The organism is Mucilaginibacter sp. SJ, assembly GCF_028993635.1.
GTDB lineage: Bacteria > Bacteroidota > Bacteroidia > Sphingobacteriales > Sphingobacteriaceae > Mucilaginibacter.
On record NZ_CP118631.1, the window covers coordinates 4,073,849 to 4,098,746 of the forward strand.

The 24,898-nt window shown below is 42.3% G+C and carries 31 protein-coding genes and 1 pseudogene; 10 read left to right on the forward strand and 22 right to left on the reverse strand.

The genetic code is table 11. The features are described from left to right. Window positions 1-38: 38 nt before the first annotated feature. The 7 genes from rimO to MusilaSJ_RS16575 form a co-directional block, all read right to left on the reverse strand. Window positions 39-1,376, reverse strand: coding sequence for a 30S ribosomal protein S12 methylthiotransferase RimO (gene rimO, locus MusilaSJ_RS16545; protein ID WP_274986025.1), 1,338 nt, complete (start codon window positions 1,374-1,376; stop codon window positions 39-41). A 46-nt stretch (window positions 1,377-1,422) separates the two neighbouring features. Continuing rightward, a complete protein-coding gene (locus tag MusilaSJ_RS16550; RefSeq protein ID WP_274986026.1) occupies window positions 1,423-1,797 on the reverse strand; it encodes a GxxExxY protein in 375 nt (124 codons plus the stop codon). A gap of 46 nt (window positions 1,798-1,843) precedes the next feature. Further along, complete coding sequence (gene ftsY, locus MusilaSJ_RS16555; RefSeq protein WP_176625877.1) at window positions 1,844-2,809, reverse strand: signal recognition particle-docking protein FtsY; 966 nt, start codon at window positions 2,807-2,809, stop codon at window positions 1,844-1,846. A 185-nt stretch (window positions 2,810-2,994) separates the two neighbouring features. Beyond that, window positions 2,995-3,159: a DUF4295 domain-containing protein gene (locus MusilaSJ_RS16560; RefSeq protein ID WP_090532298.1), complete on the reverse strand. Its 165-nt coding sequence runs from the start codon at window positions 3,157-3,159 to the stop codon at window positions 2,995-2,997. Window positions 3,160-3,242: 83 nt separating this feature from the next. Beyond that, a complete protein-coding gene (gene rpmG / locus MusilaSJ_RS16565; protein WP_022830075.1) occupies window positions 3,243-3,425 on the reverse strand; it encodes a 50S ribosomal protein L33 in 183 nt (60 codons plus the stop codon). Window positions 3,426-3,507: 82 nt separating this feature from the next. Then, a complete protein-coding gene (gene rpmB / locus MusilaSJ_RS16570; protein ID WP_022830076.1) occupies window positions 3,508-3,741 on the reverse strand; it encodes a 50S ribosomal protein L28 in 234 nt (77 codons plus the stop codon). A 303-nt stretch (window positions 3,742-4,044) separates the two neighbouring features. Further along, window positions 4,045-5,187, reverse strand: a complete 1,143-nt coding sequence (locus tag MusilaSJ_RS16575) for an NAD(P)/FAD-dependent oxidoreductase (protein ID WP_274986027.1) — start codon at window positions 5,185-5,187, stop codon at window positions 4,045-4,047. 150 nt (window positions 5,188-5,337) lie between these two features. Between MusilaSJ_RS16575 and MusilaSJ_RS16580 the strand changes: the two genes are divergently transcribed. Both MusilaSJ_RS16580 and MusilaSJ_RS16585 read left to right on the forward strand, forming a co-directional pair. After that, entirely contained in the window at window positions 5,338-6,066 is a 729-nt protein-coding gene (locus tag MusilaSJ_RS16580) for a zinc metallopeptidase (RefSeq protein ID WP_274986028.1), read from the forward strand. 246 nt (window positions 6,067-6,312) lie between these two features. After that, window positions 6,313-7,257, forward strand: coding sequence for a YXWGXW repeat-containing protein (locus tag MusilaSJ_RS16585; RefSeq protein WP_274986029.1), 945 nt, complete (start codon window positions 6,313-6,315; stop codon window positions 7,255-7,257). A gap of 102 nt (window positions 7,258-7,359) precedes the next feature. Here the strand turns inward: MusilaSJ_RS16585 and apaG are convergent, their stop codons facing one another. Both apaG and dusB read right to left on the reverse strand, forming a co-directional pair. Next, window positions 7,360-7,746 carry a Co2+/Mg2+ efflux facilitator ApaG/CorD gene (gene apaG / locus MusilaSJ_RS16590; protein ID WP_243484687.1) on the reverse strand — a complete coding sequence of 129 codons (387 nt, stop codon included), beginning with the start codon at window positions 7,744-7,746 and terminating at the stop codon, window positions 7,360-7,362. Between the two features lie 45 nt (window positions 7,747-7,791). After that, complete coding sequence (gene dusB, locus MusilaSJ_RS16595) at window positions 7,792-8,784, reverse strand: tRNA dihydrouridine synthase DusB (protein WP_274986030.1); 993 nt, start codon at window positions 8,782-8,784, stop codon at window positions 7,792-7,794. A gap of 39 nt (window positions 8,785-8,823) precedes the next feature. Between dusB and MusilaSJ_RS16600 the strand changes: the two genes are divergently transcribed. The 4 genes and pseudogenes from MusilaSJ_RS16600 to MusilaSJ_RS16615 all read left to right on the forward strand — a co-directional run. Further along, the gene (locus tag MusilaSJ_RS16600; protein WP_274986031.1) at window positions 8,824-9,768 is read left to right on the forward strand and encodes a CPBP family intramembrane glutamic endopeptidase; all 945 of its coding nucleotides are present in this window, start codon (window positions 8,824-8,826) and stop codon (window positions 9,766-9,768) included. Then, window positions 9,769-9,981: a putative signal transducing protein gene (locus MusilaSJ_RS16605; RefSeq protein WP_091167115.1), complete on the forward strand. Its 213-nt coding sequence runs from the start codon at window positions 9,769-9,771 to the stop codon at window positions 9,979-9,981. Next, on the forward strand, window positions 9,978-10,784 hold the full coding sequence (locus MusilaSJ_RS16610; protein WP_274986032.1) for a phosphatidate cytidylyltransferase: 807 nt from the start codon (window positions 9,978-9,980) through the stop codon (window positions 10,782-10,784). The genes MusilaSJ_RS16605 and MusilaSJ_RS16610 overlap by 4 nt, the downstream gene beginning before the upstream one ends. Window positions 10,785-10,811: 27 nt before the next feature. Then, window positions 10,812-11,465, forward strand: a pseudogene (locus MusilaSJ_RS16615) (phosphatidylserine decarboxylase family protein); the annotation flags it as partial. A gap of 690 nt (window positions 11,466-12,155) precedes the next feature. On the opposite strand, the gene rplS reads toward MusilaSJ_RS16615, so the two are convergent. Beyond that, a complete protein-coding gene (gene rplS, locus MusilaSJ_RS16620; RefSeq protein ID WP_090532282.1) occupies window positions 12,156-12,503 on the reverse strand; it encodes a 50S ribosomal protein L19 in 348 nt (115 codons plus the stop codon). A gap of 246 nt (window positions 12,504-12,749) precedes the next feature. On the opposite strand from rplS, the gene MusilaSJ_RS16625 reads away from it, so the two are divergent. Beyond that, on the forward strand, window positions 12,750-13,166 hold the full coding sequence (locus tag MusilaSJ_RS16625) for a hypothetical protein (protein WP_274986033.1): 417 nt from the start codon (window positions 12,750-12,752) through the stop codon (window positions 13,164-13,166). 18 nt (window positions 13,167-13,184) lie between these two features. Here MusilaSJ_RS16625 and MusilaSJ_RS16630 read toward each other — a convergent pair whose 3' ends face one another. From MusilaSJ_RS16630 to MusilaSJ_RS16640, 3 genes are read right to left on the reverse strand one after another with little or no spacing between them, the layout of a single operon-like run. Next, complete coding sequence (locus tag MusilaSJ_RS16630; protein ID WP_274986034.1) at window positions 13,185-13,430, reverse strand: hypothetical protein; 246 nt, start codon at window positions 13,428-13,430, stop codon at window positions 13,185-13,187. A 5-nt stretch (window positions 13,431-13,435) separates the two neighbouring features. After that, window positions 13,436-13,927, reverse strand: a complete 492-nt coding sequence (locus MusilaSJ_RS16635) for a hypothetical protein (RefSeq protein ID WP_274986035.1) — start codon at window positions 13,925-13,927, stop codon at window positions 13,436-13,438. 44 nt (window positions 13,928-13,971) lie between these two features. Then, window positions 13,972-14,538 (reverse strand): RNA polymerase sigma factor, encoded by a 567-nt coding sequence (locus MusilaSJ_RS16640; RefSeq protein WP_274986036.1) that lies wholly within the window; start codon window positions 14,536-14,538, stop codon window positions 13,972-13,974. Between the two features lie 165 nt (window positions 14,539-14,703). Between MusilaSJ_RS16640 and MusilaSJ_RS16645 the strand changes: the two genes are divergently transcribed. Continuing rightward, window positions 14,704-15,987, forward strand: a complete 1,284-nt coding sequence (locus tag MusilaSJ_RS16645; RefSeq protein WP_274986037.1) for an ArnT family glycosyltransferase — start codon at window positions 14,704-14,706, stop codon at window positions 15,985-15,987. Here MusilaSJ_RS16645 and trmD read toward each other — a convergent pair. The 7 genes from trmD to MusilaSJ_RS16680 form a co-directional block, all read right to left on the reverse strand. Beyond that, on the reverse strand, window positions 15,984-16,664 hold the full coding sequence (gene trmD, locus MusilaSJ_RS16650; RefSeq protein WP_274986038.1) for a tRNA (guanosine(37)-N1)-methyltransferase TrmD: 681 nt from the start codon (window positions 16,662-16,664) through the stop codon (window positions 15,984-15,986). The genes MusilaSJ_RS16645 and trmD overlap by 4 nt on opposite strands. Window positions 16,665-16,771: 107 nt before the next feature. Continuing rightward, window positions 16,772-17,143, reverse strand: a complete 372-nt coding sequence (locus MusilaSJ_RS16655) for a VOC family protein (protein WP_274986039.1) — start codon at window positions 17,141-17,143, stop codon at window positions 16,772-16,774. Between the two features lie 245 nt (window positions 17,144-17,388). Continuing rightward, window positions 17,389-17,778: a VOC family protein gene (locus MusilaSJ_RS16660; protein ID WP_274986040.1), complete on the reverse strand. Its 390-nt coding sequence runs from the start codon at window positions 17,776-17,778 to the stop codon at window positions 17,389-17,391. Window positions 17,779-17,794: 16 nt separating this feature from the next. Next, a complete protein-coding gene (locus MusilaSJ_RS16665; RefSeq protein ID WP_274986041.1) occupies window positions 17,795-17,995 on the reverse strand; it encodes a helix-turn-helix transcriptional regulator in 201 nt (66 codons plus the stop codon). Continuing rightward, window positions 17,992-18,429, reverse strand: coding sequence for a hypothetical protein (locus MusilaSJ_RS16670; protein WP_274986042.1), 438 nt, complete (start codon window positions 18,427-18,429; stop codon window positions 17,992-17,994). The genes MusilaSJ_RS16665 and MusilaSJ_RS16670 overlap by 4 nt, the downstream gene beginning before the upstream one ends. Before the next feature lie 160 nt (window positions 18,430-18,589). Next, window positions 18,590-19,117 (reverse strand): ribosome maturation factor RimM, encoded by a 528-nt coding sequence (gene rimM, locus MusilaSJ_RS16675; RefSeq protein WP_274986043.1) that lies wholly within the window; start codon window positions 19,115-19,117, stop codon window positions 18,590-18,592. A 123-nt stretch (window positions 19,118-19,240) separates the two neighbouring features. Next, on the reverse strand, window positions 19,241-19,765 hold the full coding sequence (locus MusilaSJ_RS16680; protein WP_274986044.1) for a 30S ribosomal protein S16: 525 nt from the start codon (window positions 19,763-19,765) through the stop codon (window positions 19,241-19,243). Window positions 19,766-19,997: 232 nt separating this feature from the next. Between MusilaSJ_RS16680 and MusilaSJ_RS16685 the strand changes: the two genes are divergently transcribed. Both MusilaSJ_RS16685 and MusilaSJ_RS16690 read left to right on the forward strand, forming a co-directional pair. Then, on the forward strand, window positions 19,998-20,534 hold the full coding sequence (locus MusilaSJ_RS16685; RefSeq protein WP_274986045.1) for a 5' nucleotidase, NT5C type: 537 nt from the start codon (window positions 19,998-20,000) through the stop codon (window positions 20,532-20,534). Between the two features lie 54 nt (window positions 20,535-20,588). Continuing rightward, on the forward strand, window positions 20,589-21,941 hold the full coding sequence (locus MusilaSJ_RS16690; RefSeq protein WP_274986046.1) for a PAS domain S-box protein: 1,353 nt from the start codon (window positions 20,589-20,591) through the stop codon (window positions 21,939-21,941). A 54-nt stretch (window positions 21,942-21,995) separates the two neighbouring features. On the opposite strand, the gene pfkA is transcribed toward MusilaSJ_RS16690, so the two are convergent. After that, window positions 21,996-22,973 carry a 6-phosphofructokinase gene (gene pfkA, locus MusilaSJ_RS16695; protein ID WP_090532241.1) on the reverse strand — a complete coding sequence of 326 codons (978 nt, stop codon included), beginning with the start codon at window positions 22,971-22,973 and terminating at the stop codon, window positions 21,996-21,998. A 146-nt stretch (window positions 22,974-23,119) separates the two neighbouring features. Then, a complete protein-coding gene (locus tag MusilaSJ_RS16700; protein ID WP_274986047.1) occupies window positions 23,120-24,883 on the reverse strand; it encodes a protein-disulfide reductase DsbD family protein in 1,764 nt (587 codons plus the stop codon). Window positions 24,884-24,898: the final 15 nt, after the last annotated feature.

Here is a 24,898-nt window from a genome sequence, read left to right on the forward strand (position 1 = left end):
AAATCGCAAATCGCTTTACAGCCGACTGCAAATTAACATTATTTTACAATTTGTCCATAAAGGTCAAAGTCTTCGGCGCTGTCTATCTTTACGTTAACAAAGCTGCCAACGGTAGCATAATCAATGCTGGCATCAATCAAAACTTCGTTATCAACCTCGGGCGAATCAAATTCTGTACGGCCAACAAAATAGCCACCATCCTTTTTGTCAATCAGCACTTTATAAGTATTGCCAATCTTCTCCTGGTTCTTATCGAACGAGATGCCCTGCTGAATTTCCATAATGGCATCGGCACGCTCCTGTTTTACTTCTTCAGGTACATCATCAACCAAAGTATGGGCGTGGGTTTTTTCCTCGTGCGAATAGGTGAAACAGCCCAAACGGTCGAACTTGGTATCCTCAACCCATTGTGCCATCTCTTCAAAATCCTGCTGGGTTTCGCCCGGGTAACCCGTGATTAACGTAGTACGCATAGCAATGCCCGGTAGGCGGTCGCGGATCTCGTTCACAATATCAATGGTTTTTTGCTTGGTGATGCCCCGGCGCATTGATTTCAGCATGTTATCGGTGATGTGCTGCAAAGGCATATCCATGTATTTGCAAATATTTTCACGCTCGTTCATCACATCCAGGATCTCCATCGGGAAGCCTGATGGGTAAGCGTATTGCAGCCTGATCCATTCAATACCATTTACGTCAGATAAGCGACGAAGTAATTCATCAAGGTTACGTTTGCCATAAAGATCAAGACCATAATAAGTCAGATCCTGTGCAATCAGGATGAGTTCTTTTGTTCCGTTTTTAGCCAATTTCTTAGCATCCTCAACCAGTTGCTCAATAGGTGAGCTCAGGTGTTTACCCCTCATCAAAGGGATAGCGCAAAACGAGCACGGGCGGTTACAGCCCTCAGCAATTTTAAAATAAGCAAAGTGGGAAGGCGTGGTTAATAAACGCTCGCCAATCAACTCGTGTTTATAGTTTGCGCCTACAGTAGCTAATAAATTTTGCAGGTCGTTGGTACCAAAGTAGGCATCAACATTGGTAATCTCGGCTTCGAGTTCGGGCTTATAGCGTTCGCTCAGGCAGCCGGTAACAATCACCTTGCCTACTTTGCCCTGCTCTTTAAGTTCGCTGTATTGCAGAATAGTATCTATCGACTCCTGCTTGGCATTATCAATAAAGCCACAGGTATTAATTACTATAATATCATTTTTGCCTACCTTCTCGGCCTCATGCACCACATCAAACTGGTTGCCCTTCAACTGGCCCATCAATATCTCCGAATCGTAAATATTTTTTGAGCAACCTAACGTAACCACGTTAACACGAGGTTTAGTTTGCTTAGCCGCGGGGCGTGAAATTTCCTTTGTCTTCATTACTTTTAATTGATTTCAGTGATTTTTTTGATTTCACTGATTTCGTTTATACAGACAGTCTTTTTACTGAACAACTTACATTACCAAAGTTAATCAATAAGCCTGTTTTTATTTTACTTGCTTTTAAATAAGATAAGAGTTGTTTTTGGAAAATTACAGGCATGAAAGGCCCTGTTACAGCTTTTATTTCAAGAATGACTTTTCCCTCAATAAAAAAATCGCATCTAAATTCCCCAACACACTTTTCCTTAAAATATAATTCGAATTTCTTTTCTGTTTCGAAAGCTAAACTTTCCAATTGTAACTGATGTTGTAAGGCTTTTGAGTATACTTTTTCAATAAAGCCCGGCCCTAAATGTTTGTGAACCTCAAAACAACATCCTATTATTTTTTCGGTTAACGAGTCGTTTTCATAAGCCATAAATAACCTGTGAAATCAAAAAAATCACTGAAATCATTTAAAAAAATTAAGCTTTAAACAACGAATCAACAAACGCTTGTCTGTCAAATAACTGCAAGTGATCCATACCTTCGCCAACACCTATATATTTAACCGGAATCTTAAACTGATCTGATATTCCTATAACCACACCACCTTTAGCTGTACCATCCAATTTGGTTAGCGCCAGCGCGTTTACATTGGTAGCTTCGGTAAACTGCTTACATTGCTCAATGGCGTTTTGCCCGGTTGAGGCGTCCAGTACCAGCAGTATCTCATGCGGAGCACCGGGGATCACCTTTTGCATCACGTTCTTGATCTTGGTTAGCTCGTTCATCAGGCCAACTTTGTTATGCAAACGGCCGGCAGTATCTATAATAGCCACATCATCGCCATTGGCCACAGCCGAGCGAAGGGTATCATAAGCAACCGAAGCCGGATCGGATCCCATGGCCTGGGCAACAACTTTTACCCCAACACGTTCGCCCCAAAGTTTAATCTGGTCAACCGCGGCTGCGCGAAAGGTATCGGCAGCACCTAAAACAACCTGGTTGCCAGCCTGCTTTAGTTTATGGGCCAGCTTGCCTATAGTAGTGGTTTTACCTACGCCGTTAACGCCAACCACCATAATTACGTATGGCTTATGATCGCCATATTCAAAATTGCGGAAGTCGTTACTGTTGTTTTCGGCAAGCAGTTGCTGAATTTCATCTTTTAACAGGGCGTTCAGCTCGTTGGTGCTTACGTATTTATCGCGGGCAACACGTGCCTGGATCCTGTCAATGATCTTGAGCGTGGTGCTTACGCCAACGTCGGATGTAACCAGGATCTCTTCCAGCTCATCCAACACATCATCATCAACGGTTGATTTACCGGCGATGGCTTTGGTAATCTTTGAAAAAAAGTTATCCTTGGTTTTTTCCAAACCGGTATCAAGCGCCTGCTGTTCCTGCTGCGTGTTTTCCTTTTTCTTAAAAAAATCAAATAATCCCATGGTGATCAGAATTCTCAGAATTATAGAATTTTCTGAATTTAAATATGTTTTCAGAAATATCAGATATTAATTCAAACAGCATTCTGTCAATTTATTAATTCTGTAAATTCTGATTCAGATAACATTCAACAAAAAAAGCCCTCTCGTTAAAACAAGACGGCTTCAATATTTTAATCAAAGAGTGATTATATAGTTTTACCTGCAATTGCATCCTTAACTAAATCGTTAGGGACAATTTGCTCTTTGAATGAATAAGCACCAGTTTTAGGTGATTTATTCATGGTGATCACTTTTGAATATTCTTTGCCTTTACCTGCTACTTTCAGCGTTGCAACTACTTTCTTTGCCATGTTGTTTAATTATTGATTTAGTGAATTATTGAGTTGGCCATATCAAATTAAAACTTAATGAGCCAATCAATTCGGTCAACTAATTATTTAATCTCTTTGTGAACGGTTACTTTCCTCAAAACAGGGTTGAATTTTTTCAACTCTAATCTTTCAGTTGTATTTTTTTTGTTCTTAGTGGTGATATAGCGAGACATGCCTGGCATACCGCTTGTTTTGTGTTCGGTGCACTCTAAAATCACCTGAACCCTGTTGCCTTTTTTTGCCATTTTCTTTTTATGTTGTACGTGTCACCTCACGGCTTACGTAATTTTTCAATTTTATTATACTGCTAAACTTGAAAGCCAACTACTAAATGTAGCCTTTTTTAACAAATTTATTGATGCAGGCGGTAATACCGTTTTTGCTGATAGTTTTTACAGCAGAAGTAGATACCTTTAAGGTAATCCATTTATCTTCTTCAGGAATATAAAACTTTTTTAGTTTCAAGTTAGGATGAAACCTGCGTTTTGTTTTAACGTTTGAGTTTGAAACGTTGTTACCTACGATAGATCCTTTTCCTGTTAGATCACAAATTCTTGACATGACAAATATTTTTAATTATCAACCCTTTATCCAAAAAGAGTTTGCAAATATCAGACTTTTAAATCAAATATTCAACAGTGATTTGAAAAATTTTCAAAAAAGATTTGCAGCAGTGCCAGGCGCTTATCTATTTAGCTAATAACAGGTTATTCTTACCTGTGCTTACTGTTGTTTGAACTCGAATTGATGGAATTTGATCAATTAACAGAATGCTAAGCAAATTCGATGAATTCTTTTAATTTCATAAATTCGAGTTCAGACAAAATCGGCGAGTAATTGACCGGGTTTTTGAAAATCAATTACTTACGAATTAAGTAACAACTTTGCCACTTCCTCACCTACCAAGCTCCCCATCGCAACGCCCATGCCATTGCATCTCACGGCGCAAAAAATATTAGGCTGCACTTGTTTTACTATCGGGCTGATCTCCTGCCCGAAACCCATGATGCCGCTCCACCAATAATCAATCTCTACATTTTGGCCGGGGAGGACCATCTCGTTCAGATAGTTTATCAATTGCTGTTTAACTTCATCGGTATGGCCAAAATTCCAGGTTTCTTCAGCTTTATAATTGAGGTTACGGCCGCCGCCGAACAATACCCGTCCATCAATATTGCGGAAGTAGTAATAACCCTGGTTAAAATGATAGGTACCTTTAAGTTTTAACCCGGGAACACGCTTGGTAACCATTACTTGTCCGCGGCCGGGCACTACATCAAGCTGAGGATATAGCTGGCTTGCAAAAGCATTGGTAGCCAGGATCACTTTGCCCGCTTTAAAAATACCTTGCGAGGTACTTAGCCTGATGTGCTGATCTTCCTGCCCGATAACGGAAATACTGCAATTATTAAGTACCAATACGCCGAGTTGGTATGCTTTATATAAAAGAGCACGCATCATTTTGCCGGTATGGATCTGTCCTTCAAAAGGGTTGTATATGATATGCTTCACTTTATTGAAGCCAAAACCTGCAATTTTTTCATCGGCTACTGAATAAATGTCAGCATGGCCTATAGCATGTTGTAATAATTTGTTAAGGTGGTTTATTTGATCAATGCACTCACGTGCGCGGTTTTCCTCATGATCCATAAACAGTTCATGTCCGCCATATTGATAATAATCGATATTAGCGTCACCCAAATTTTCCCTTAAACGTTGCAGTCCTTTCCACTTGTAAGCTACCAAGCGCATGGCCTCCGTTTCTGATGAATGATTTATTGCTTCAATTTGCTCCGAAACTGTACCAAAACAGGCAAAACCAGCGTTTTTAGTACTGGCGCCTGAGGGTAAGAAGCCGCGTTCCAACACTAAAACTTTTAAGGTTGATTGCTGTTTTTTTAACTGAAGGGCTGCACTAAGGCCAACAAGTCCGCTGCCAATAATGATAACATCGGCGTTATCGGTAAAGGCTGTACGCTCCCAGTATGAGAATGATGGCTCCAACATGTTCAAAAATAGCTATTCGGGAAGCAAAAACTTTGAGGTGACCTAATGCTTTTAAACTTTTTGCTTAAAGCGGAATAGTTTTTGAACAGGCGCTGTAACGTTTGTAAGGTTTCAACCTACTTAGTTTTAACTTATATTTATCAATATCATATGAATCACATATCATTAATTATGGGATACATCGCGCCAAACTCGGCCTGGTTCCTGATGATTATTGTTGCCCTGGTAAGCTTTATTGTACAATGGCGGTTCAGGAGTAAATTTAAGCAGTATTCGGAAATTGGTTTAATGTCCGGTCTATCGGGCCAGGAAGTGGCCGTGAAGATGCTGCGTGCCCACGGCATATTTGATGTACAGGTTATTTGTGTAGAGGGGCAGCTTACTGATCATTATAATCCCGAAACAAAAACAGTGAACCTGAGTACCGATGTTTTTTACAGCCGCAGCATTGCCGCTGCCGCTGTCGCCGCACATGAATGCGGCCACGCCGTACAACACGCCGAAGCTTACGGCTGGTTAAGTTTCAGATCGGCTATGGTGCCCGTTATCAACGTGGCATCAACTATTACCCAGTGGACTTTGTTCATCGGCATTATGCTGTTATTCTTTTCAGGCAGCCCTTATGTTTTGGCAGTTGGTGTTGTCGCGCTTGCACTGGTTACATTTTTTAGCTTTATAACCCTGCCGGTTGAGTTTGATGCAAGTCGCCGGGCGCTGGCGTGGTTGGATAACAATTATGCTGTGGTACAAACCGGACAAGAACATGAAATGGCGAAAGATGCCCTTTGGTGGGCTGCCATGACCTATGTAGTTGCCGCGTTGAGCGCTTTGGCTACGCTGGTTTATTATGCTTCGTTTTTGTTTAACAGGAGGAATTAAGCTTCAAGAGGCGAGAAGTCAAGAGCCAGGAGGCAAGAAATCAAAAGTTAAAGAAGGAAGAACGAAATTAAGACGCAAAAAAAGCCCTAATCGACAATTCGGTTAGGGCTTTCTCTTTTTAAGTTTTCTTTTCTTGTTTCTTGAATCTTGACTTCCTGCCTCTACTTCATGATCCGTTCATTTAACAGGCCGAAACTTAATGTAATGTTCATGTTACACGGGTAGGTTTGGGTAAAATCATATATCATGAAAAAAATAGCAAGTGTATTTATGGTGCTTTTGATAGTGTCAGCAGCATCCGTTAAAACCTATGCACAAATCAGTATAGGTGTTTCTGTAAATATAGCGCCGCCCGTATTGCCAACCTATACCCAACCGCCCTGCCCTGTTGACGGGTATTTGTGGACACCCGGTTATTGGGCTTATGATCAGGACGGCGGATATTACTGGGTTCCGGGTGTGTGGGTGAGCCCGCCCAGGGTTGGTTATTTATGGACCCCAGGCTACTGGGGATTTGACGGAACGGTTTATGTTTTCCATGAAGGTTATTGGGGGAGACATATCGGGTTTTACGGAGGGGTTAATTATGGCTATGGTTACGCGGGCAGCGGCTATGTTGGCGGGCGCTGGGCCGGTAACTCATTTCAGTACAATACTGCCGTAGTTAATGTTAATAAAACAATTGTACATAACACCTACATCAATAATACCGTGATCAATAATCATGTCACTGTTAACAACAACAGCTTTAACGGACCGGGAGGTGTAACTGCTAAGCCGGGGCCACAGGAACGCGCAGCCGAAAAGGAAAGTCATATACAACCTACCTCTGATCAGGTTACCCACCGGCAGGTTGCGGTAAAAGACCCAAGCCAATTTGCAAAAAATAATAACGGGCATCCGGCAACCGCTGCGATGAACAAGGTCAACGGAAGCCGTTTTACCCCTGAAGGAAGCAGGGCGCAGCCATCATCAAGAGCAAATATCGGGGATGCCCAGGCACACAACGGTGCATCTCCTTCATCTGCTGATAATTCTGTTAAGGGCCACTTTCCCACCAGAAGGGCAAACGTCGCGGCAGTAAATAATGGTGGTAGTACAAGACCCGCTGCGCAGCATAGTAACAGAGCTCCCCGCAGGCAAGCTTCGGCTCCGCGCGAAGAAAGACCGCACAGGGAAAGGCAGCGATGAAGCCCAATCTTAATCTATATAACGAAAAGCCCTAACGGAATCACTCAGTTAGGGCCTTTTTATTTTCAAAATCTTGTTTCTTGAATCCCGTGGTCTTGACTCTCAATTCAACCTGTACGGCGCTATCAAATAAAACTCCGGAATTTGTACATTGAAATTTGCATTATCCAGCATGCGGATCATGTGGTATTCGCCTTTCATATTGCCCATGTCGGTTTTAAGGTTACAGCCTGATACGTATTCATGGGTATGGCCCGGCTCAATAACAGGCTGGAGGCCTACAACGCCTTCGCCTTCTACTTCGCGCTTCGCTCCGTTTGAATCAAATATATACCAGTGACGGCTCATCAACCTGATGGCGTAGTTGGTCATGTTTTCGATGCTTACCTTGTAGGCAAACATAAAATGATCGTTTGCCGGGTTTGAATACTCCGGCTGATATATGGTTTCGATGGAAACCTTAACACCCTCAGTTATAGTGGTAACCATGTGACAAGTATCGTTTATTTCAAATATATGGAAAGGGAGCAAATATTAAGCCATTTCGATGGCATATTTTTCTTCGATCTCGGCCAGGATCTGGTTAACTGATTCAAGATCAGCGGCGGTAACCAGGCGCATCCTGAACTCTTTAAAATGATCGATACCCTTAAAATAGTTAGAATAGTGCCTGCGCATCTCAAAAATGCCTGTTTTTGGCCCTTTCCACTCTATTGATTTGTGCAGATGGGCGCTGCAGGCCGCGATGCGCTCGGTAATTGTCGGCTTATCCAGGTATTCGCCGGTTTTAAAATAATGTTTTACTTCACGAAAAATCCATGGATAACCGATAGCCGCACGACCGATCATCATGCCGTCAACCTCATATTCCATCCGCCATGCGGCGGCCTTTTCGGGCGAATCGATGTCGCCATTGCCGAAAATGGGGATTTTTATCCGCGGATTTTTTTTGATATCCCTGATCAACGACCAATCGGCTTCGCCTTTGTACATCTGCGAGCGGGTACGGCCGTGTATGGTAAGTGCTTTGATCCCCACATCCTGCAGGCGTTCGGCAACCTCATAAACATTTTTAGTATTATCGTCCCAACCAAGGCGGGTTTTTACGGTTACCGGTAAATGTGTGGCCTCAACAACCGCTTTGGTCATGGCAACCATTTTATCAATATCCTGTAAAAGGCTTGCACCGGCACCACGACAGGCCACCTGCTTTACAGGGCAGCCATAGTTAATATCCATCAGGTCGGGACCAGCCAGCGTAGCTATTTCGGTAGCTTCGCGCATGTGGTCAATATCACTGCCGAAGATCTGGATGCCGATAGGCCGCTCGTATTCAAAAATATCCAGCTTTTGCCTGCTTTTTGCCGCATCGCGGATCAGGCCCTCGCTTGATATGAACTCTGTATACATCATATCCGCACCGTTTTGCTTACACACATAACGGAAGGGCGGATCACTCACATCCTCCATCGGCGCCAGCAAGAGCGGGAACTCCCCTAAATCAATATTTCCTATTTGTACAGACATCCTTATCTTTAGCCTGCAAAAATACGAATTTTACATCGAATGATAAAAGCCTCATACCAAAGCCCTCAGCCACAGGGAAGTCAAATAACACCGTTTTTACAATTTATAATACTAATTGCGCTAACTATAGGAATGCTAATTGTGTGCGGCTTAGTAGCTGCCGGAATTATTGGGGTGATATTTGGGTCACAAACACTTACCGATACTTTTACTTTTAATACACGGAACCCGCATGTTGGCGCTGCTTTATGGACACTGCAAATCATCAGCACTACGCTGCCTTTGTATCTTGCCCCTGTAATTTTTGCGCGCTTTATAGTAAAGGAGCCTGTAGATTATTTGAAGGTTACCCCCAAATTTCCGCCGGTGCTGTTACTGCTCATTTTGTCGATCATGATCTGCTCATCCCCGGTTATGGAAGTGCTGGTAAATTTTAACCAGAAACTGGCTCTGCCTGCACCATTAAAAAGCCTGGAAGATGCGTTACGTGCCATGGAGGCACAAGCCCAGAAGGCTACGGAAGCGATGCTGCAAATGAAGACTGTATCAGACATGCTTTTTGCAGTTTTAGTGGTTGGGTTATTAACTGCCATTGCCGAAGAGTTTTTATTCAGGGGATGTTTGCAAACCATCATGATCCGGTGGACACGAAATCCGCATGCGGCTATCTGGATTACCGCAATCCTTTTCAGTGCTTTCCATATGGAGTTTTTTACCTTTTTACCGCGTGTGGCGCTGGGCGTTTTTTTTGGCTATTTTGTAATGTGGAGCGGCAGCATCTGGACAAGCGTTTGGGCACATTTTTTAAACAATGCTACCCAGGTGGTGGTCCTGTACCTGTATTCGCAAAAACGCATCACCCTTGATCCTAACGATCAGCACGTATTTAATTATCAGAGCTATGCGTTAAGCGTGATAATTATTTTAATTTTGCTTTTTATGTACAGAAATACTGCTAAAGGAAAAAGCCCGCTGTTGAGTTAAATGGAAAAAAACTGGGTCAAAATTTTTACTTCAACTAATTTTTACCAATCAGAAATTGTTAAGCAAATGCTTACCGGGAATCATATTGATACCGTTTTGCTGAATAAACAGGATTCATCGCACCGCAACTTTGGCGAAATAGAAGTTTATATTCACCAGGAGGATTTTAGTAAGGCTATTGAGATCATGATCCTCAATCAAATTAATATATGAAACAACGTGCCATCACTGGCTTATTTTTTATTATCGTAATGATTGGGTCCAATTTACTGGGCCCTTATGTATTTAGTGTTTTTTACCTGTTATTGAGCCTGTTTTGCCTGCTGGAGTTTTACAAGCTGGTTAAACAGGGCGGTATGCAGCCCGAGCGTTTTACCGGTGCCCTTGCCGGCGTAATCATGTTCTTCTTTTTTGCGGCCAACTGCTATTTTCCGGCGTATAAATACATTATACTGCTGCCCATACTGCTTAGCTTTATTCCGATAGGCGAGTTATACAAAAAATCGACAGCGCCATTTACTAATATAGGTTTCACTTATTTGGGTTTGCTGATGGCTGTTGTGCCGTTCATGTTTTTCCATGCCATGGCTTTTACGCGGGGCGATGGGGTATTCAACTTTCACGTGCCGCTTGGCTTTTTAATTATGCTGTGGAGCAATGATACCGGGGCTTATCTGGTGGGCAGCAAATTTGGCCGTAACAAGTTATTCGAAAGGCATTCGCCCAAAAAATCATGGGAAGGCTTTATCGGCGGCATCCTGATCTGCGCTTTTGCGGCATATATTTTGAGCCGTTTTTATGTGGAGTATAACTGTTTTGATTGGATCATCATGTCACTTATCATCTCAAACTTTGGTACCATGGGCGATCTGGTTGAATCCATGTTCAAGCGCAGCCTTAACGTAAAAGACTCAGGAGGCATATTGCCGGGCCATGGCGGCCTGCTCGACAGGTTTGACGGCTTGCTAATGGCCGCGCCAATTGTATATGCATACCTGTACTTAATTTCAAATTAGTAGTTTTGTATTAAAACCTATAAATAAATGACCATACATAAAGAAGGCTATACCTCACTCGCTATTACTATCCTGTTCATTTTTGTTTTAAATGCACTGATCCAGTTTTACATGCCAACTGCGCATACCCTAAAATGGATAGTTTACATTTTTTCGGGTGCCTTATTTTTGATCATCCTGCAATTTTTCCGCAGCCCGTTCTTCGATATTGAAACCGCTGAAAATACTATTCTGTGCCCTGCCGATGGTAAGGTTGTAGTGATTGAAGAAACTGAAGAAACCGAGTTTTTAAAAGATAAACGTATTCAATTATCGGTTTTCATGTCGCCGGTTAATGTGCATGTTAACCGTAACCCTATTGCGGGCGTAGTAAGCTACTTTAAATATCATAAAGGTAAATACCTGGTGGCCTGGCATCCTAAGTCATCAACAGAGAATGAGCGTACTACCATAGCCATTGAAAACAGCAAAGGGGTAACTGTATTGTTCAGGCAGATAGCCGGTGCATTGGCGCGCCGCATAGTTTGGTATGTTAAACAAGGGGATATTGTTGAGCAGGGCCAGCAGTTCGGGTTTATTAAGTTTGGCTCGAGAGTGGATGTTTTTCTGCCGCTGGGCACTAAGATCCTGGTAAATATTGGCGATGTAGTAAAAGGCGGTCGTACCATTTTAGCCGAGCTGGTTGACGCGGAGCCTTTAAAAGAAGCTGCGAAACCCGATGCCATTGTTGTTCCTGAGCCACCTGCGGCACCGGTAGATCCGGCTGTTTTAGTAGAAGAAACGCCAACCATGAATAGCATTACGCCGGCTCCTTCGCTGGTGGTTGATCATCCTGAGGCCGTAGAAGGCCAGGCTACGGAAGAGGATACTGCAGAGAAAGCCACTAAGAAAAAATCATCTGCACCAAAACGCAAAAAAGCTGGCGATGATGCGGCTAAAGAAGCGGACAGCGAATAATTAGCGTACGTTATATAAGAAAGGCAGATGGGGTAAACTCTCATCTGCCTTTTTTAATGCCGGTAAGTTCATGTATTAACTTATTCACTATTAAATATAACTATTGTCATTTCGACGAACGGGGGGAGGGAAATAGTGATCACTGTCGCGGGTTTAGCGATAGCGTAACCCGTGATTCGGCATGATTGAAGCTTTCAGCTTCAATGGCATCTTAAGCTGAAAGCTTAAGCCATGGTATACCGCGGGTTACAAACCCGCGGTAGTTTACTTTGATAGCTTGCCTTTGCCTTCGTATTTGAAAATCAATAGATTAAGAGGATGGTTTTTCAAAAACCATCACATAGCAAAAGGCCTTACCGAAATTACTTCAGAAAGGCCTTTTATATTCTATAAACCGCTAAGCGGCTGGGTAAATTAAACGCGTTTTGATTTGATACGAGCTGCTTTACCAGTAAGGGCACGCAGGTAGTACAATTTAGAACGACGAACTTTACCAACACTGTTAACTTCGATTTTGTCGATGTTTGGAGAGTTAACAGGGAAGATACGCTCAACGCCAATGCCATTTGATACTTTACGCACAGTAAAAGTTTCGCTTACACCAACGCTGTTACGCTGAATAACAACACCTTGGTAAACCTGAACGCGTTCTTTATTTCCTTCTCTGATTTTATAGTGAACACTTACAGTATCACCAGCTTTGAAGGATGGAAGCTGCTTTTTTTCTACTGATTGCTCTTCAACAAATTTTACTAAATCCATGATTTTAAGCTCTTAATGCGATTTTTAGCCCGTAAAAATCGGATTGCAAGTATAGGGATTATTTTCAATAAATGAAAGCCAAATTTAAAAATTTCCACATTTAGTTTTTTTATTAACAACAGTTTGTGGTTTGTTCAAGTATTAACTGAATTTTTAATCAGTATTTCAAATATTGAAAGTTACAAAACACATATATAGTTGGAATATTTAAGTAAAATTTTACCTTGACTATTTATTTGACTTTTCATGCATCAATCAATTTATCCGGTTACCAAAGCCACAAAGATTGCCAAATGGTTGTTTTTTATTAACTTCATTCCCTCCCTTTTAGCCGGTGTTGTTGCAATACTTACATTTACTGCCCTTGTTTTAAGCCATTTTAAAAGCATTTACGATTGGGTTCTTATCGCTTTGTTATTGTTTGGACTGATGGCTCAGTATATTTACTATCAGCAGATGACCAATACGGATCATGTCACTAATCCATCGGGGTGGAAATACTCGATTGTCATCAACATATTTTTTATAATAGGGCATTTGGCAAACTTTATTAGCAATCCTTCATTGGTAATACTGATGGTTGTTTACCCTGCCCTTTTTCTTGCTATTAGCATCAAGGGATTAAAATTAATAAGGCATTCCGAGGTTTCACCTATTTCGTAATGCCGTAAACCCAGTTTTTTATTTTTTGATAACTTCCGGCACCGGCTTCTTCTCTGTAAAGAAAGCGATAAGCGTATACAACAACCCGATTAAAAGCAGGTTGAAGACAAAATTAATGAGCGTATCACTAACCGAATGCGAGCGTTTATCGATATCAATAAACGTAAAAACAGCATAAGTAAGTGCGATGATTAGTATGATCCAGCCAACAATGGATACAGGCAGGTAGATGATCCCTTTACGGGTAAACCAGTTTAATTTCATGATGATTAATTTTTGATGGATATGTTTTCTGTCATGGCGAAATTGATGAACGCGAACACAATGGCAAGGCTGATAAGGATCAATACGATGTTCCACAGTTTTAACCTGATGCTGATATTGAGCTCTTTTACTTTGCGCCTGTCGGGATCGATTTGCTTAACCTGCACATGAATAATGGAAAGCAGGTTGATAACTATGCAAACGATGGGCAGGATAAACAATACCAGCGGACCGATATAATCGATATAGGGCACTTTCTCCAACTGTACAATTGTGCTGAACATGGCACTGAACCAGTTTGCATTTAGGTGGAACTGATAGTATATAAATACACATATCAAAAAATAACAGGGTACTATCACCAGCCATACACCCAGGGCCGCCGAACGCCCGGCGTTCATGATGGCCATTTTCACCATGTCCTGGTGTTGAGATGGATTTACATCGGGTACTTTTAGATTTTCCATTTGCTTTAAAAATTCGTCTTGATCTTTCATGTTAATTACCCTTATAATGCATTAATTGGTTTTGGTTGCAGTGGTTAAAGCATGTTTCTTAATTTCTCCAGCCCGCGCGAAAGCAACGATTTTACCGTGCCTTCATTTTTATCCAGGATCTCGCTGATCTCGGTATTTGTTTTCTGTTCAAAATATCTTAAGGAAATAACCTCCTGGTATTTAATATCAAGCTTACGCAGGTTTTGACGGATCTGGTTGTAATCATTGTAAGCTTTCAGCTCCTGCTCCATTATCTCGCGCTCGTTGCCGGCATGGTCATGCAGCAGCTTTTCCATCTGCGGGTTTTCCAGCAGTTGCTGTAATGATTCCGGCTTGTATTTACTGCTGCGGTAATATTGATTAAGTTCATTGGTGGCAATGCGGTAAAGCCATGGCGACAGGCCTATCCCCCTCCATTTAAATGAACCTATCTTCAAAAAAGCTTTTAGGAAAGTTTCGGCTGCGATATCCCTTGCCAGGTCATAATCCCCACAGCGACGCATAATGTAGCCGAATACCGGTTTATACCAACGATCGAACACCTGCCCGAAAGCAGCCGGGTTAGTTCGGCATTGTTCAATAAGCTGGGCTTCGGTGTGGTTAGGGTTCATAACTGCAACGCCACTATAATGCAGTAAGCATTATTTGGTTGCAATCTAATTTAAGGAAAAGAACATTGTTAATATAACCGCTATGTTTTAACAAAGCGTTGAATTTTGAATAATTATATCCGGACATAGGCTATAAATTGGTATCATTGATATATGCCATATCATATGCGTTTTAATGTAAAGCAAAGCCCCTATTTCCTGTTTTCACCGTTCCTTGTTTATTACGTTTATCGTGTATTAAAATTTAAATATCCCGTATTATATGGTGATGAGCCCAGGTACGTTGGTTTTGCATCCAACTTAATTCATGGTTTTTACTCGCCCCCCGCGCCTGATATCAATTTATGGAGTGGTCCGGGTTATCCTGTTGTACTCATGCCTTGCGCCGCGTTGCATTTGCCAATTATTTGGTATCCTTTATTAAACGCGCTTTTCTTTTACCTGTCGGTAGTGTTTTTTTATCAGGCCCTGCGTTATGTGGTTAAGGAGAAACTGGCGATGCTATTTGCTATTATATGGGCATTTTATATTAATCTTTACCCGTTTTTACCCGCTATTTATACTGAGGTTTTTACTTCATTTTTAATAGTAAGTATTGTATACAGCATCACCTTGTATTATGTGAAACGTAAAACAAGGTACCTTGTACTTTCAGGTTTTCTGATTGGTTTCCTGGCCTTAACCAAAATCATTTTCGGTTATGTAATATTGCTTTGTTTGATTATCTGTTTGCTGTTAAGTATCATAAAGGCGATAAGAATATCTTGTATTAATGCGGTATATATCTTCGCTATAGCCTTGCTTACCACGGTGCCCTATCTTTCCTATACCCAACACCTTACCGGAAAGATTTTTTACTGGGGAAATTCCGGAGGGATGAGTTTGTACTGGATGAGTTCGCCTTATGATTTGGAATATGGCGACTGGAAGGCTCCCTATCTGTCTAACTCAATACTCCCGATGCCGTTTAAATCAACCGAAGGCGATTCGCTGCTGCAAGCAAATCATGCCAAAGAGATATCTTTTATTATGGCGCATCAAGGTGTTGAGCAGGATGAACTTTTTAAAAAAGCGGCAATCAGGAATATTAAATCCGCACCTAAAAAATTTGTAAAAAATTACTTCTACAACATCTCGCGAATGCTTTTTGATTTTCCTTATTCATATACCTATCAGGTTACTCAAACAATAAACAACATTATTACAGGGTCTTTGCTTTTGTGGGCTTCCGTTACATGTTTAGTGATAAGTGTAATTAACCGGAAGAAGATCATCTATCCGGTTAAGCTAACCATGCTGCTTTTTACGGTTTATTTTTTGCTTAGCGGCCTTGCAAGTGCTTACGTGAGGCAATTGGATGTTGTAGTGCCGATACTGCTTTTTTGGATAGCCTGTACTATTGATAAACTTCCAAAAATGAGCCTTAAGTTTAAAGAAACGGCTGCTTAATCTTTATCCAAAAGATCCGGCCGTCGTGCTTTTGTACGCTCTAACGCCTGCTCGTGGCGCCATTTTTCTATTTCGGGTGTGTTGCCTCCTAAAAGGATCTCGGGGACCTTGTGCCCGTTCCAGTCGGCCGGGCGGGTATAAACAGGGGCATCCAGCAGGTCGTCCTGGAACGAATCAGACAGCGCGGATGTTTCATCGCTTAATACGCCGGGGATGAGCCTCACTACGGCATCAACCAGTACGGCTGCGGGCAGTTCGCCGCCCGAAAGTACATAATCGCCTATCGAGATCTCGCGGGTAACGTAAATGTCGCGGATCCGCTGATCGATACCTTTGTAATGACCGCAAAGGATAATGATATTTTTTTTGATGGAAAGCTGGTTAGCGATAGCCTGATTGAGGGTTTCGCCATCGGGCGACATGAAGATGATCTCGTCATAATCACGCTCTGATTTTAATTTCTCAATACAAGCCGCAAACGGAGGGATGGTCATCACCATGCCGCTGCCGCCTCCGTAAGGGTAATCATCCACGCTTTTTTGCTTATTAGTGGCATAGTCCCGCAGGTTATGAACAACAATTTCAGAAATTCCCTTTTTCTGTGCACGCTGTAGAATAGAATGTGCAAAAGGACTTTCAAGCAAACCGGGTAAAACAGAGACGATATCGAAACGCATACTTTCTTCAGACTCAGGATAAAAGAATCAGGATGCAAGATTACTGAAAAATGTGCTGTCCCCGAAATTGTCTTGATTCCTGAGTCTTGCAATCTTGTTTCTGTGAGCTATCCTCTATGCTGATAGATCCCCCATAAATTCCCGGCGGGATCCGTGAAATGCGCGGTGATCTCCGGAAAATCTTTACCTATCGGTTGGGTTACGATACCGCCATTCGCTTCTACCAGATTGAGCGTTGCTTCTGCATCATCAACCATAACAGAGATCAGCAAGCCTGCCTTACCCATCGGTTCACGGCCGGTTACCCACATGCCGCTTACTTCGCCCACACCGTCGTCAAACGAGGCAAAGCCATGATTGTCGGTGCGAATATGCCAGCCGAAAACTGCCTGAAAAAACTTTGAGGATATGCTGATATCAGTAGCTGGAATCTCTATATAGCATATTTTACCGTTGCCGTAGGTGGGTTGCTTTGCCATGGGGCTATTGGGTTAAAGTTTTATGACGTTTGTTATGCTAAGGGTGAAATGACAAAAGAGGGCCTGTCAGTCTGAGCCTGTCGAAGACTCGCGCGGAGAGGCCTGCCCGCCATACTTCGACAGGCTCAGTATGACACCCATTTTAAGTTGTCATGGGTATGCACGAAGCATCTTCTTAGCCCTGTATAGCCGCTAAGCCCGGCGAAGAAGGTCCTTCACTACGTTCAGGACAAATATACCTTGAATCAAATTACCTTCTCAATCATCCACCGATGCCCGAAAGGGTCAATAAAGTCACCCTGGCGGTAACCATAGTCCCAGTCCGTTACTTCAGAAGCTATCTTTGCACCGGCTTGTTTCGCAGCTTCCATCACCGCATGTACGTCATCAACAAAAAGACCGATGGTAACACTGGTAGCCTTTGCGGTATCGGGGCAAAGTACAGCCGTTCGTTCGGTTTCTTCGTGCAGGTGGAAGATGGTACCATCTATCGATAGTTCGGATACATGGATGCTGCCGTCATCATTACTGAAACGCCTGAGTTCAACTGCACCTAATGCTTTAATGTAAAAGCTGATATCGGTTATACCATGCGGAATGGCTAACTGCGGCGCAAAAGTTGGTTTTGTTGCCATGGTTATATTGGTTTGATTAATCCTCGTCGTCTAACGAAAAAATATCCTCAACAGGTTTGCCAAATACGCGGGCTATTTTTAGGGCCAGCACGGTAGATGGCACGTACCTGTTGCTTTCGATGGTATTGATGGTTTGCCGCGACACCCCGATAAGCTCTGCAAGCTCGGCCTGGGTTATGTTTTTAATGGCCCGCTCAACCCTGATGTTATTTCTCATGCCTGCCCCTCTTCCTTATTGATGAGGCGGTTGATCTGGAAAATTTTCCACCTGAAACGCACAATGAAAAACACAAGCGGTACCAATAAATTTAAAAACAAAATATGTTCGGTGTCTTTACTTAATATTAAACTCACCACCAAAAGTATATAATTTACATAAATGGCCCACTGCAATGAATCAAGCCTGAGTTTAAAAATCTGTTCGTCTTCTATCCGTTCTTTGGCAAATGCAATAAAAAATAATCCTATGGCCATGAGCAGTGTAGTAGTCATGAAAAAGATGTGATGACTGTTAAACAGGTCGTCGCTTACCGGTTCGCCATGCATGCGGAACCCCATTTCTTTTTTAAAGATCACTATGGGGATATGGATCAGGAAAAGTGCAAGCCCCAAATACCTGAACCAGTGGGGAAATAGAAAACGTGATTTCATAATTGTAAAGTTTGGCTTACCAAAAGTAAAATAAACTTTACAAATATCAAGTATTTTTGACAAATATTTTTTAAAATTCCGTTAAATGAAAAATGCCCATGAGGGGACACGGGCATGGGGAGATCTTATTTCTTTAATCTAAAAGTCTTTACTCTCAAACTTAGCTTTCCAGGTAAATATCCAGCAAGCCTTCGGGCAGGTGGATGTAAATCTCACCGCCTTCAACATCAATTCCTTTAATGATCTCCAAGTTAAGCGGGAAAAGTACTTCCTTATTTTTGTACTGAACTGTGGCTATCAATTGCTGCGGATATTCCTGCACCGATAATATTTCGCCCAGTTCACCGTGGGTTTCATCTATAGCGATAAAGCCTTCCACGTCATTCAGGGTAAATTCGCTCTTTTTCTTTTTAGGTTTTAGCTTACCTGGCAGGTAGATATCCCGCTTTACCAGGGTGGATGCTTTTTCGATGGTGTTCACATCTTCCAGGTTAAGGTAAGCGTTGTTTTTTTGCAGGTATTTAATGGATGATACAAAATAAGGGATCATTTTCCCTGCAATATCAATAAACACCACATTAAATTTAATGGCTTCAATGCCATCAAAATCAACATAGATCTGTAATTCGCCTTTTAAGCCTTTGGTTTTTAGTACGCTGCCTATCCTGAAATGCTCTTCGGTTTTCATTTAAAAATATAATTAAACAATAATGGCGAAGCTGTTTGCCTCGCCATTATTCGGATTTAAGAAATCAAACGTATAGATTCAAGATAAAATGTTTTTCCTGCGTTCTGTACGCTCTCTTCAAAATTATTCTGCGCTTTCAGCTTCAGCTTCTGGTGCTGCATCTTCTGCAGGAGCTTCTTCTTCGGCAGCAGGAGCGTTTTTAGCGGCAATAGCAGCAGCTTTTTCTTCGCTCTTTTTAGCTTCAGCAGCTAAAGCGGCTTTGCGGGCTTCGTCTTTAGCAACATTAAGGCTGGTTTTTTTGCCGGTGATTTTGCCTTCTTTCTGGTCAAGCCATTCAGCAAATTTGGTTTCAAGTTGCTCTTCGGTTAAAGCACCTTTTTTAACACCGCCTTGTAAGTGTTTTTTGTACAGCACACCTTTGTATGAAAGGATAGCACGACAAGTATCGGTAGGTTGGGCACCGTTGTTAACCCAATCTAAAGTTTTGTCGAAATTGATGTCAATAGTTGCTGGGTTGGTGTTTGGGTTGTATGAACCTAAACGCTCAATGAAGCGTCCATCACGTGGAGCGCGTGAGTCTGCTACTACGATATAATAAAAAGGTTTGCCTTTTTTACCGTGTCTTTGTAGTCTGATCTTAGTTGCCATTGTAAATTTTTATGTATTCAACATTATCCCCGGAGTTCTTTCTGCGGGGATGCAAAGGTATTAATTTTTATTATAATTAAAAATGGTTGATAATTAATTATTTATAGTTGAGATGAGTGGTTGATTAGGTTGGCTGGTGAATAGCTGTTTTTGTAGGACATGATTTGATTTATTTAGCTGTTTTTTAAAACTTAACATGGCAATAATTTAAAAAAATCGGAACTTACCCGTCATGAGCATCAACAGAAAAATACGGATAGCTATTGATATGGATGAAGTTATTGCCGATACCATTGGCAAATTCATCAGCATGTATAAAGAAAGGCATGGTGAAGAAATAAGCCTGGGCAATATGGAAGGTAAGGAGTTTAGGGAGATCCTGCCGCCGCACTTGAGCGAAACCTTACGGGTTTATATTAATGAACGGGGTTTTTTCAGGGATATCCCGGTAATGCCGGATGCACAGGAAGTAGTGAAAGCCCTGCACGAAAAGTACGATGTGTACATAGCATCGGCCGCCATGGAGTTCAAGTACTCGCTGGAGGATAAGCAGGAATGGCTGGAAGAACATTTTCCATTTATTTCGTGGACAAACATTATTTTTTGCGGGCACAAGATTCTGGACGTGGATATCATGATCGATGACCGGATCAAAAACTTCGCCACGTTTAATGGCCGAAAAATCCTTTATACCTCACCGCATAACATGCTGCTTACCGACTATGAGCGGGTAAACGCCTGGAAGGAAGTTGCAACGAAATTATTGTAGTTGTTTGTTTATCATATAAATAGCCATATCTTTAAGTATTCACAGCTTGTTTATATGTTTAACCCCAACCCGGCTGCAACCGGAAATTGTACAATTGTTTTTGATATCGATGAACAGAAATACCTGTTTGTAAGTGAAAGCTTTTACAATCTTTTTGAAGTAAGCGCTGATCACCTTCGTCAAAATGTTGATTTTTTGATTGGGTTGGTAAAACCTGAAACTTTTGCCGGTGTAAAGCAACTTACTGAAGGGCTTGCTATGAACGAGTCAATCCAAATGACTTATTACCTGGAGGCCCGCCAAAAGCAGCTGACCGAAAAACGGACGCTTGCCACTGATGGCCTTACCGGCCATAAAATCATCTTAAGTAATATAACCTCTGCCCTCGATGGTGTTCGTACTCCGATCCCGTTCAGTAAGCCGGGGATGAACGAACAGTTCCTCAACTCGCTTATTGATTCGCAAACCAATTTCCTGGTAAGGATAGATATCAATGGTAGATTTAGCTTTGCTAACCGCCGGTTTTTTAAAACCTTTGGTTATGATGAGGGCGATATAATAGGTCATCATTTTTCAAAAACAACTATTCCGCAGCATGCACGGCTGTGCGAAGAAGTCTTTATGAACTGCATTAATAATCCCGGCAAGATCAACAGGCTTGTTCATAAAAAAAACGCTAAGGATGGCAGTCTTTATGATACCGAATGGGAATTTGTATCTATGACCGATGATAGCGGAGCCGTTGTAGAAATACAGGGCATAGGAAGGGACATTACCCTGCAAATGCAAATGCGCGAAGAAGCTTTGCAAATAAAAGACACCCTTGAAGCATTGATCAATAATACCCGGGACCATATCTGGGCAATTGACACTGAGCTGCGATATATGTATATGAACCAGGCCTATGTTGAACAGATAACCCATTTAACAGGTGTAAGGCCATATGAAGGGCAATACTCTTATAAGCATGAGGGATTTAGCAGCCAAATTATTGATGAGTGGACCGTTTATTATAACCGTGCTTTAAACGGCGAGCGCTATTCTATTGTCAGCGAAAGTATCGACCCGATAAATGGGCAGCGTTTATACTTCGAAGTTAGTTTTAACCCCATTTATACCACTGCCGGCGATGTTATAGGTGCAGGGTGTTTTGGCCATAATATCACCGATAGGCTCAAAATACAAAAGGAGCTTATAGGCCAAAATCAACGCTTAAAAAACATAGCTTCTTTAAGCTCACATGAACTACGCCGGCCGGTTGCAAGCATGCTGGGGCTTATCAGCTTAATGGACCATGAAGATTTCTTTAACCCCGAAAATAAGGAGATCATAGCGCACCTGTTTACCGTGAGTGCCGAAATTGACACCGCGATAAGGCTTGTTGTTGACAGCACCATTGCCAAATAAAACAGCCCCGGCTTGATTAAGGCGGGGCTGTTTTTATTATCGTTTTAGTTTAAATTACATAGAGAGCATTTCAACCAGTTTGATCATGTTTGGATCAATACCCTGGTGATGTTTAATAGCATGCTCAAACGGCGTATAAGCAATTTCACCATTGATGAGGCCTATCATTTCGTTGCGGTGCCCGTCTCTCAAAGCTTCAACTGCGGCAGCGCCAACACGGCTTGCCAATACCCTGTCCATACAGCTTGGTGCACCGCCGCGTTGTATGTGACCTAAAATAGAGATCCGGGTATCATAATTAGGGAACTTTTCCTGCACTAACCTGCCCACTTCAAACGCGCCCCCCGCATCTTCACCTTCGGCAACAATTACTATACGCGATGTTTTATCTTTACGGCCAAATTCAAGGCGGTTTAACAAACCTTCGAGCCCGGTTTTGCTTTCGGGGATCAGGATGGCCTCGGCACCGGTAGCAATACCTGTACGTAAAGCGATAAGGCCCGAGTCGCGGCCCATTACTTCAACAATAAATAAACGGTCGTGCGATTCTGCAGTATCCCTGATCTTGTCAACAGCGTCAACAACGGTGTTAATGGCTGTATCGTAACCAATGGTAAAATCGGTACCTACAAGGTCATTGTCAATTGTACCTGGTAAGCCAACCACCGGAATATCATACTCGCTGCCAAAAACTTTAGCGCCGGTAAAAGTACCATCGCCGCCAATGGCTACCAATGCGTCAACTTTATTTTTTACCAGGTGCTCATATGCTGCCTTACGACCTTCGGGTGTTCTGAACTCATCACACCTTGCAGTTTTAAGGATTGTGCCACCACGCTGGATGATGTTTGAAACGGATTTACGGTTCATGGTAAAAAAATCACCTTTGCCCATGCCGTCGTAACCACGGCGGATCCCCGTGACTTCAATTCCGTAATACATGGCGGCACGTACCACCGCCCTTATGGCAGCATTCATTCCCGGTGCATCGCCACCTGAAGTAAAAACGCCGATATTTTTGATCTGAGTCATTTTTTTGTTTTGATTATGAACGGGCTAACCTATTCATAACTAATTAGGGTTGTAAATATTGTTCATTATTCAAACACCGCGCCTAACCAATAAAACGCGGAATTTGAATTTTGCGCGAATTTACACTTATTTTTTTAACCCGATCTCTATTTTTTGTAAGCAGCTATGCCACTGTCTAAAAATTTAAGGTAGCTGGCTATGTCATAATTTGCAGGCGATGTAGGGATCTCGGCGCCCGACGCATCTTTAAGCAAGTTGCCATCACTATCAAGCATAACATATAACGGCTGCGAATTGGAGTTGAAGCGCTGTGCTTCCAGGTTGCTCCATTTACCGCCAAGCGTTGTAATCTTTTTACCACTGTAATCCGATACAAACTGTTCGGCAGCAGGTAATTCGGCTTTGTCGTCAACAACCAGCTGCAGCAATATAAAATCATTTTTCAAGCGGCTAAACACTTGCGGGTCCGACCATACATTGGCTTCCATTTTTCGGCAGTTTACACAGTTAAAGCCTGTAAAGTCAATCAATATCGGTTTATGCAGGGCTTTTGAAACCTGTAGCGCCTGGTCATAATCATACCAGGCATCCAGCCCCTTAGTTTTAATACGGGTGTAGTTTGCAGCATACTTGCGTTCGCCAATGCTTGCAGGTATAGCGGCCGACGGGTTTGCTGAAGCTGAACCCGAACCCGAGCCATCCGGAATGCTTGACAAGTTGAAATCCTGTGTAGCCTCGGGAGGTAAAAAGGCGCTTATCGATTTCAAAGGCGCCCCCCACAATCCCGGGATCATGTAAATAACAAAAGCAAACACAATAATGGCCAGGAAGGTACGGGGTATAGTGAGGAACTTTACATCACTATCATGCGAGAATTTGATTTTGCCAATCAGGTAAAGCCCGATCATCAGGCCAATGGCTATCCATAATGATAAAAATATCTCGCGGTCAAACCAGTTCCAATGGTAGGCCAGGTCAACATTTGATAAAAATTTCAACGCAAATGCCAACTCAAGGAATCCCAATACAACTTTAACGCTGTTAAGCCATCCGCCTGATTTTGGAAGTGTTTTAAGTGCCGAAGGGAATAAGGCAAATATGGTAAATGGCAAAGCCAATGCTAATGAAAAGCCAAACATACCCATTGCCGGGCCGAGCCTGTCGCCTTTTGAAGCCGCATCAACAAGCAGTGTACCTATGATAGGGCCTGTGCAGGAGAACGAAACAACAACCAGCGTTGCTGCCATGAAAAATATACCGGCAAGACCACCTTTATCCGAATTTGCATCCAGTTTATTGGCCAGCGAACTTGGTAGTGTGATTTCAAACGCGCCCAAAAAGGAAATGCCAAATACAATGAGCAGCAAAAAGAAGAAAATATTAAATATGCCGTTCGTTGCCAGTTCATTAAGTGCATCCGAGCCAAAAATAATAGAGATCAGTAAGCCTAACGTAACGTAAATTACGATAATTGATATGCCGTAGATAAGCGACTGCATGACAGCCTTGCTTTTGCTGCCGCTTTTTTTGGTGAAAAAGCTTACGGTTAAGGGCAGTAAAGGATAAATACATGGCAAAATTACCGCGGTGAAACCGCCAAGTAATCCCTCAATAAAGATTTGCCAAAGTGATTTTGGCTTTTCTGCTGTTTTTGATGCGGCAACGGGTGTCTTTGATACTTTAGTGGCTTCTGCCTTTTTTACGGAATCAGCTTGCTTTTTCCTGATGGCTATGCTGTCGGCAGCGGTGGGGATATTTGTAAATGTAACATCAGCAGCGGATACCGAAGTATCGGCCGCTTTTTTTTGCACAGCATGAGCCGGATTTGCACCGGCTATATTAAGGACAATCAGGGTAATTAATGTGATAAGCCCGGCGCGCAGGTAAGCACCTTTATTTAATAACTTCATGACTACTGTTAAGGT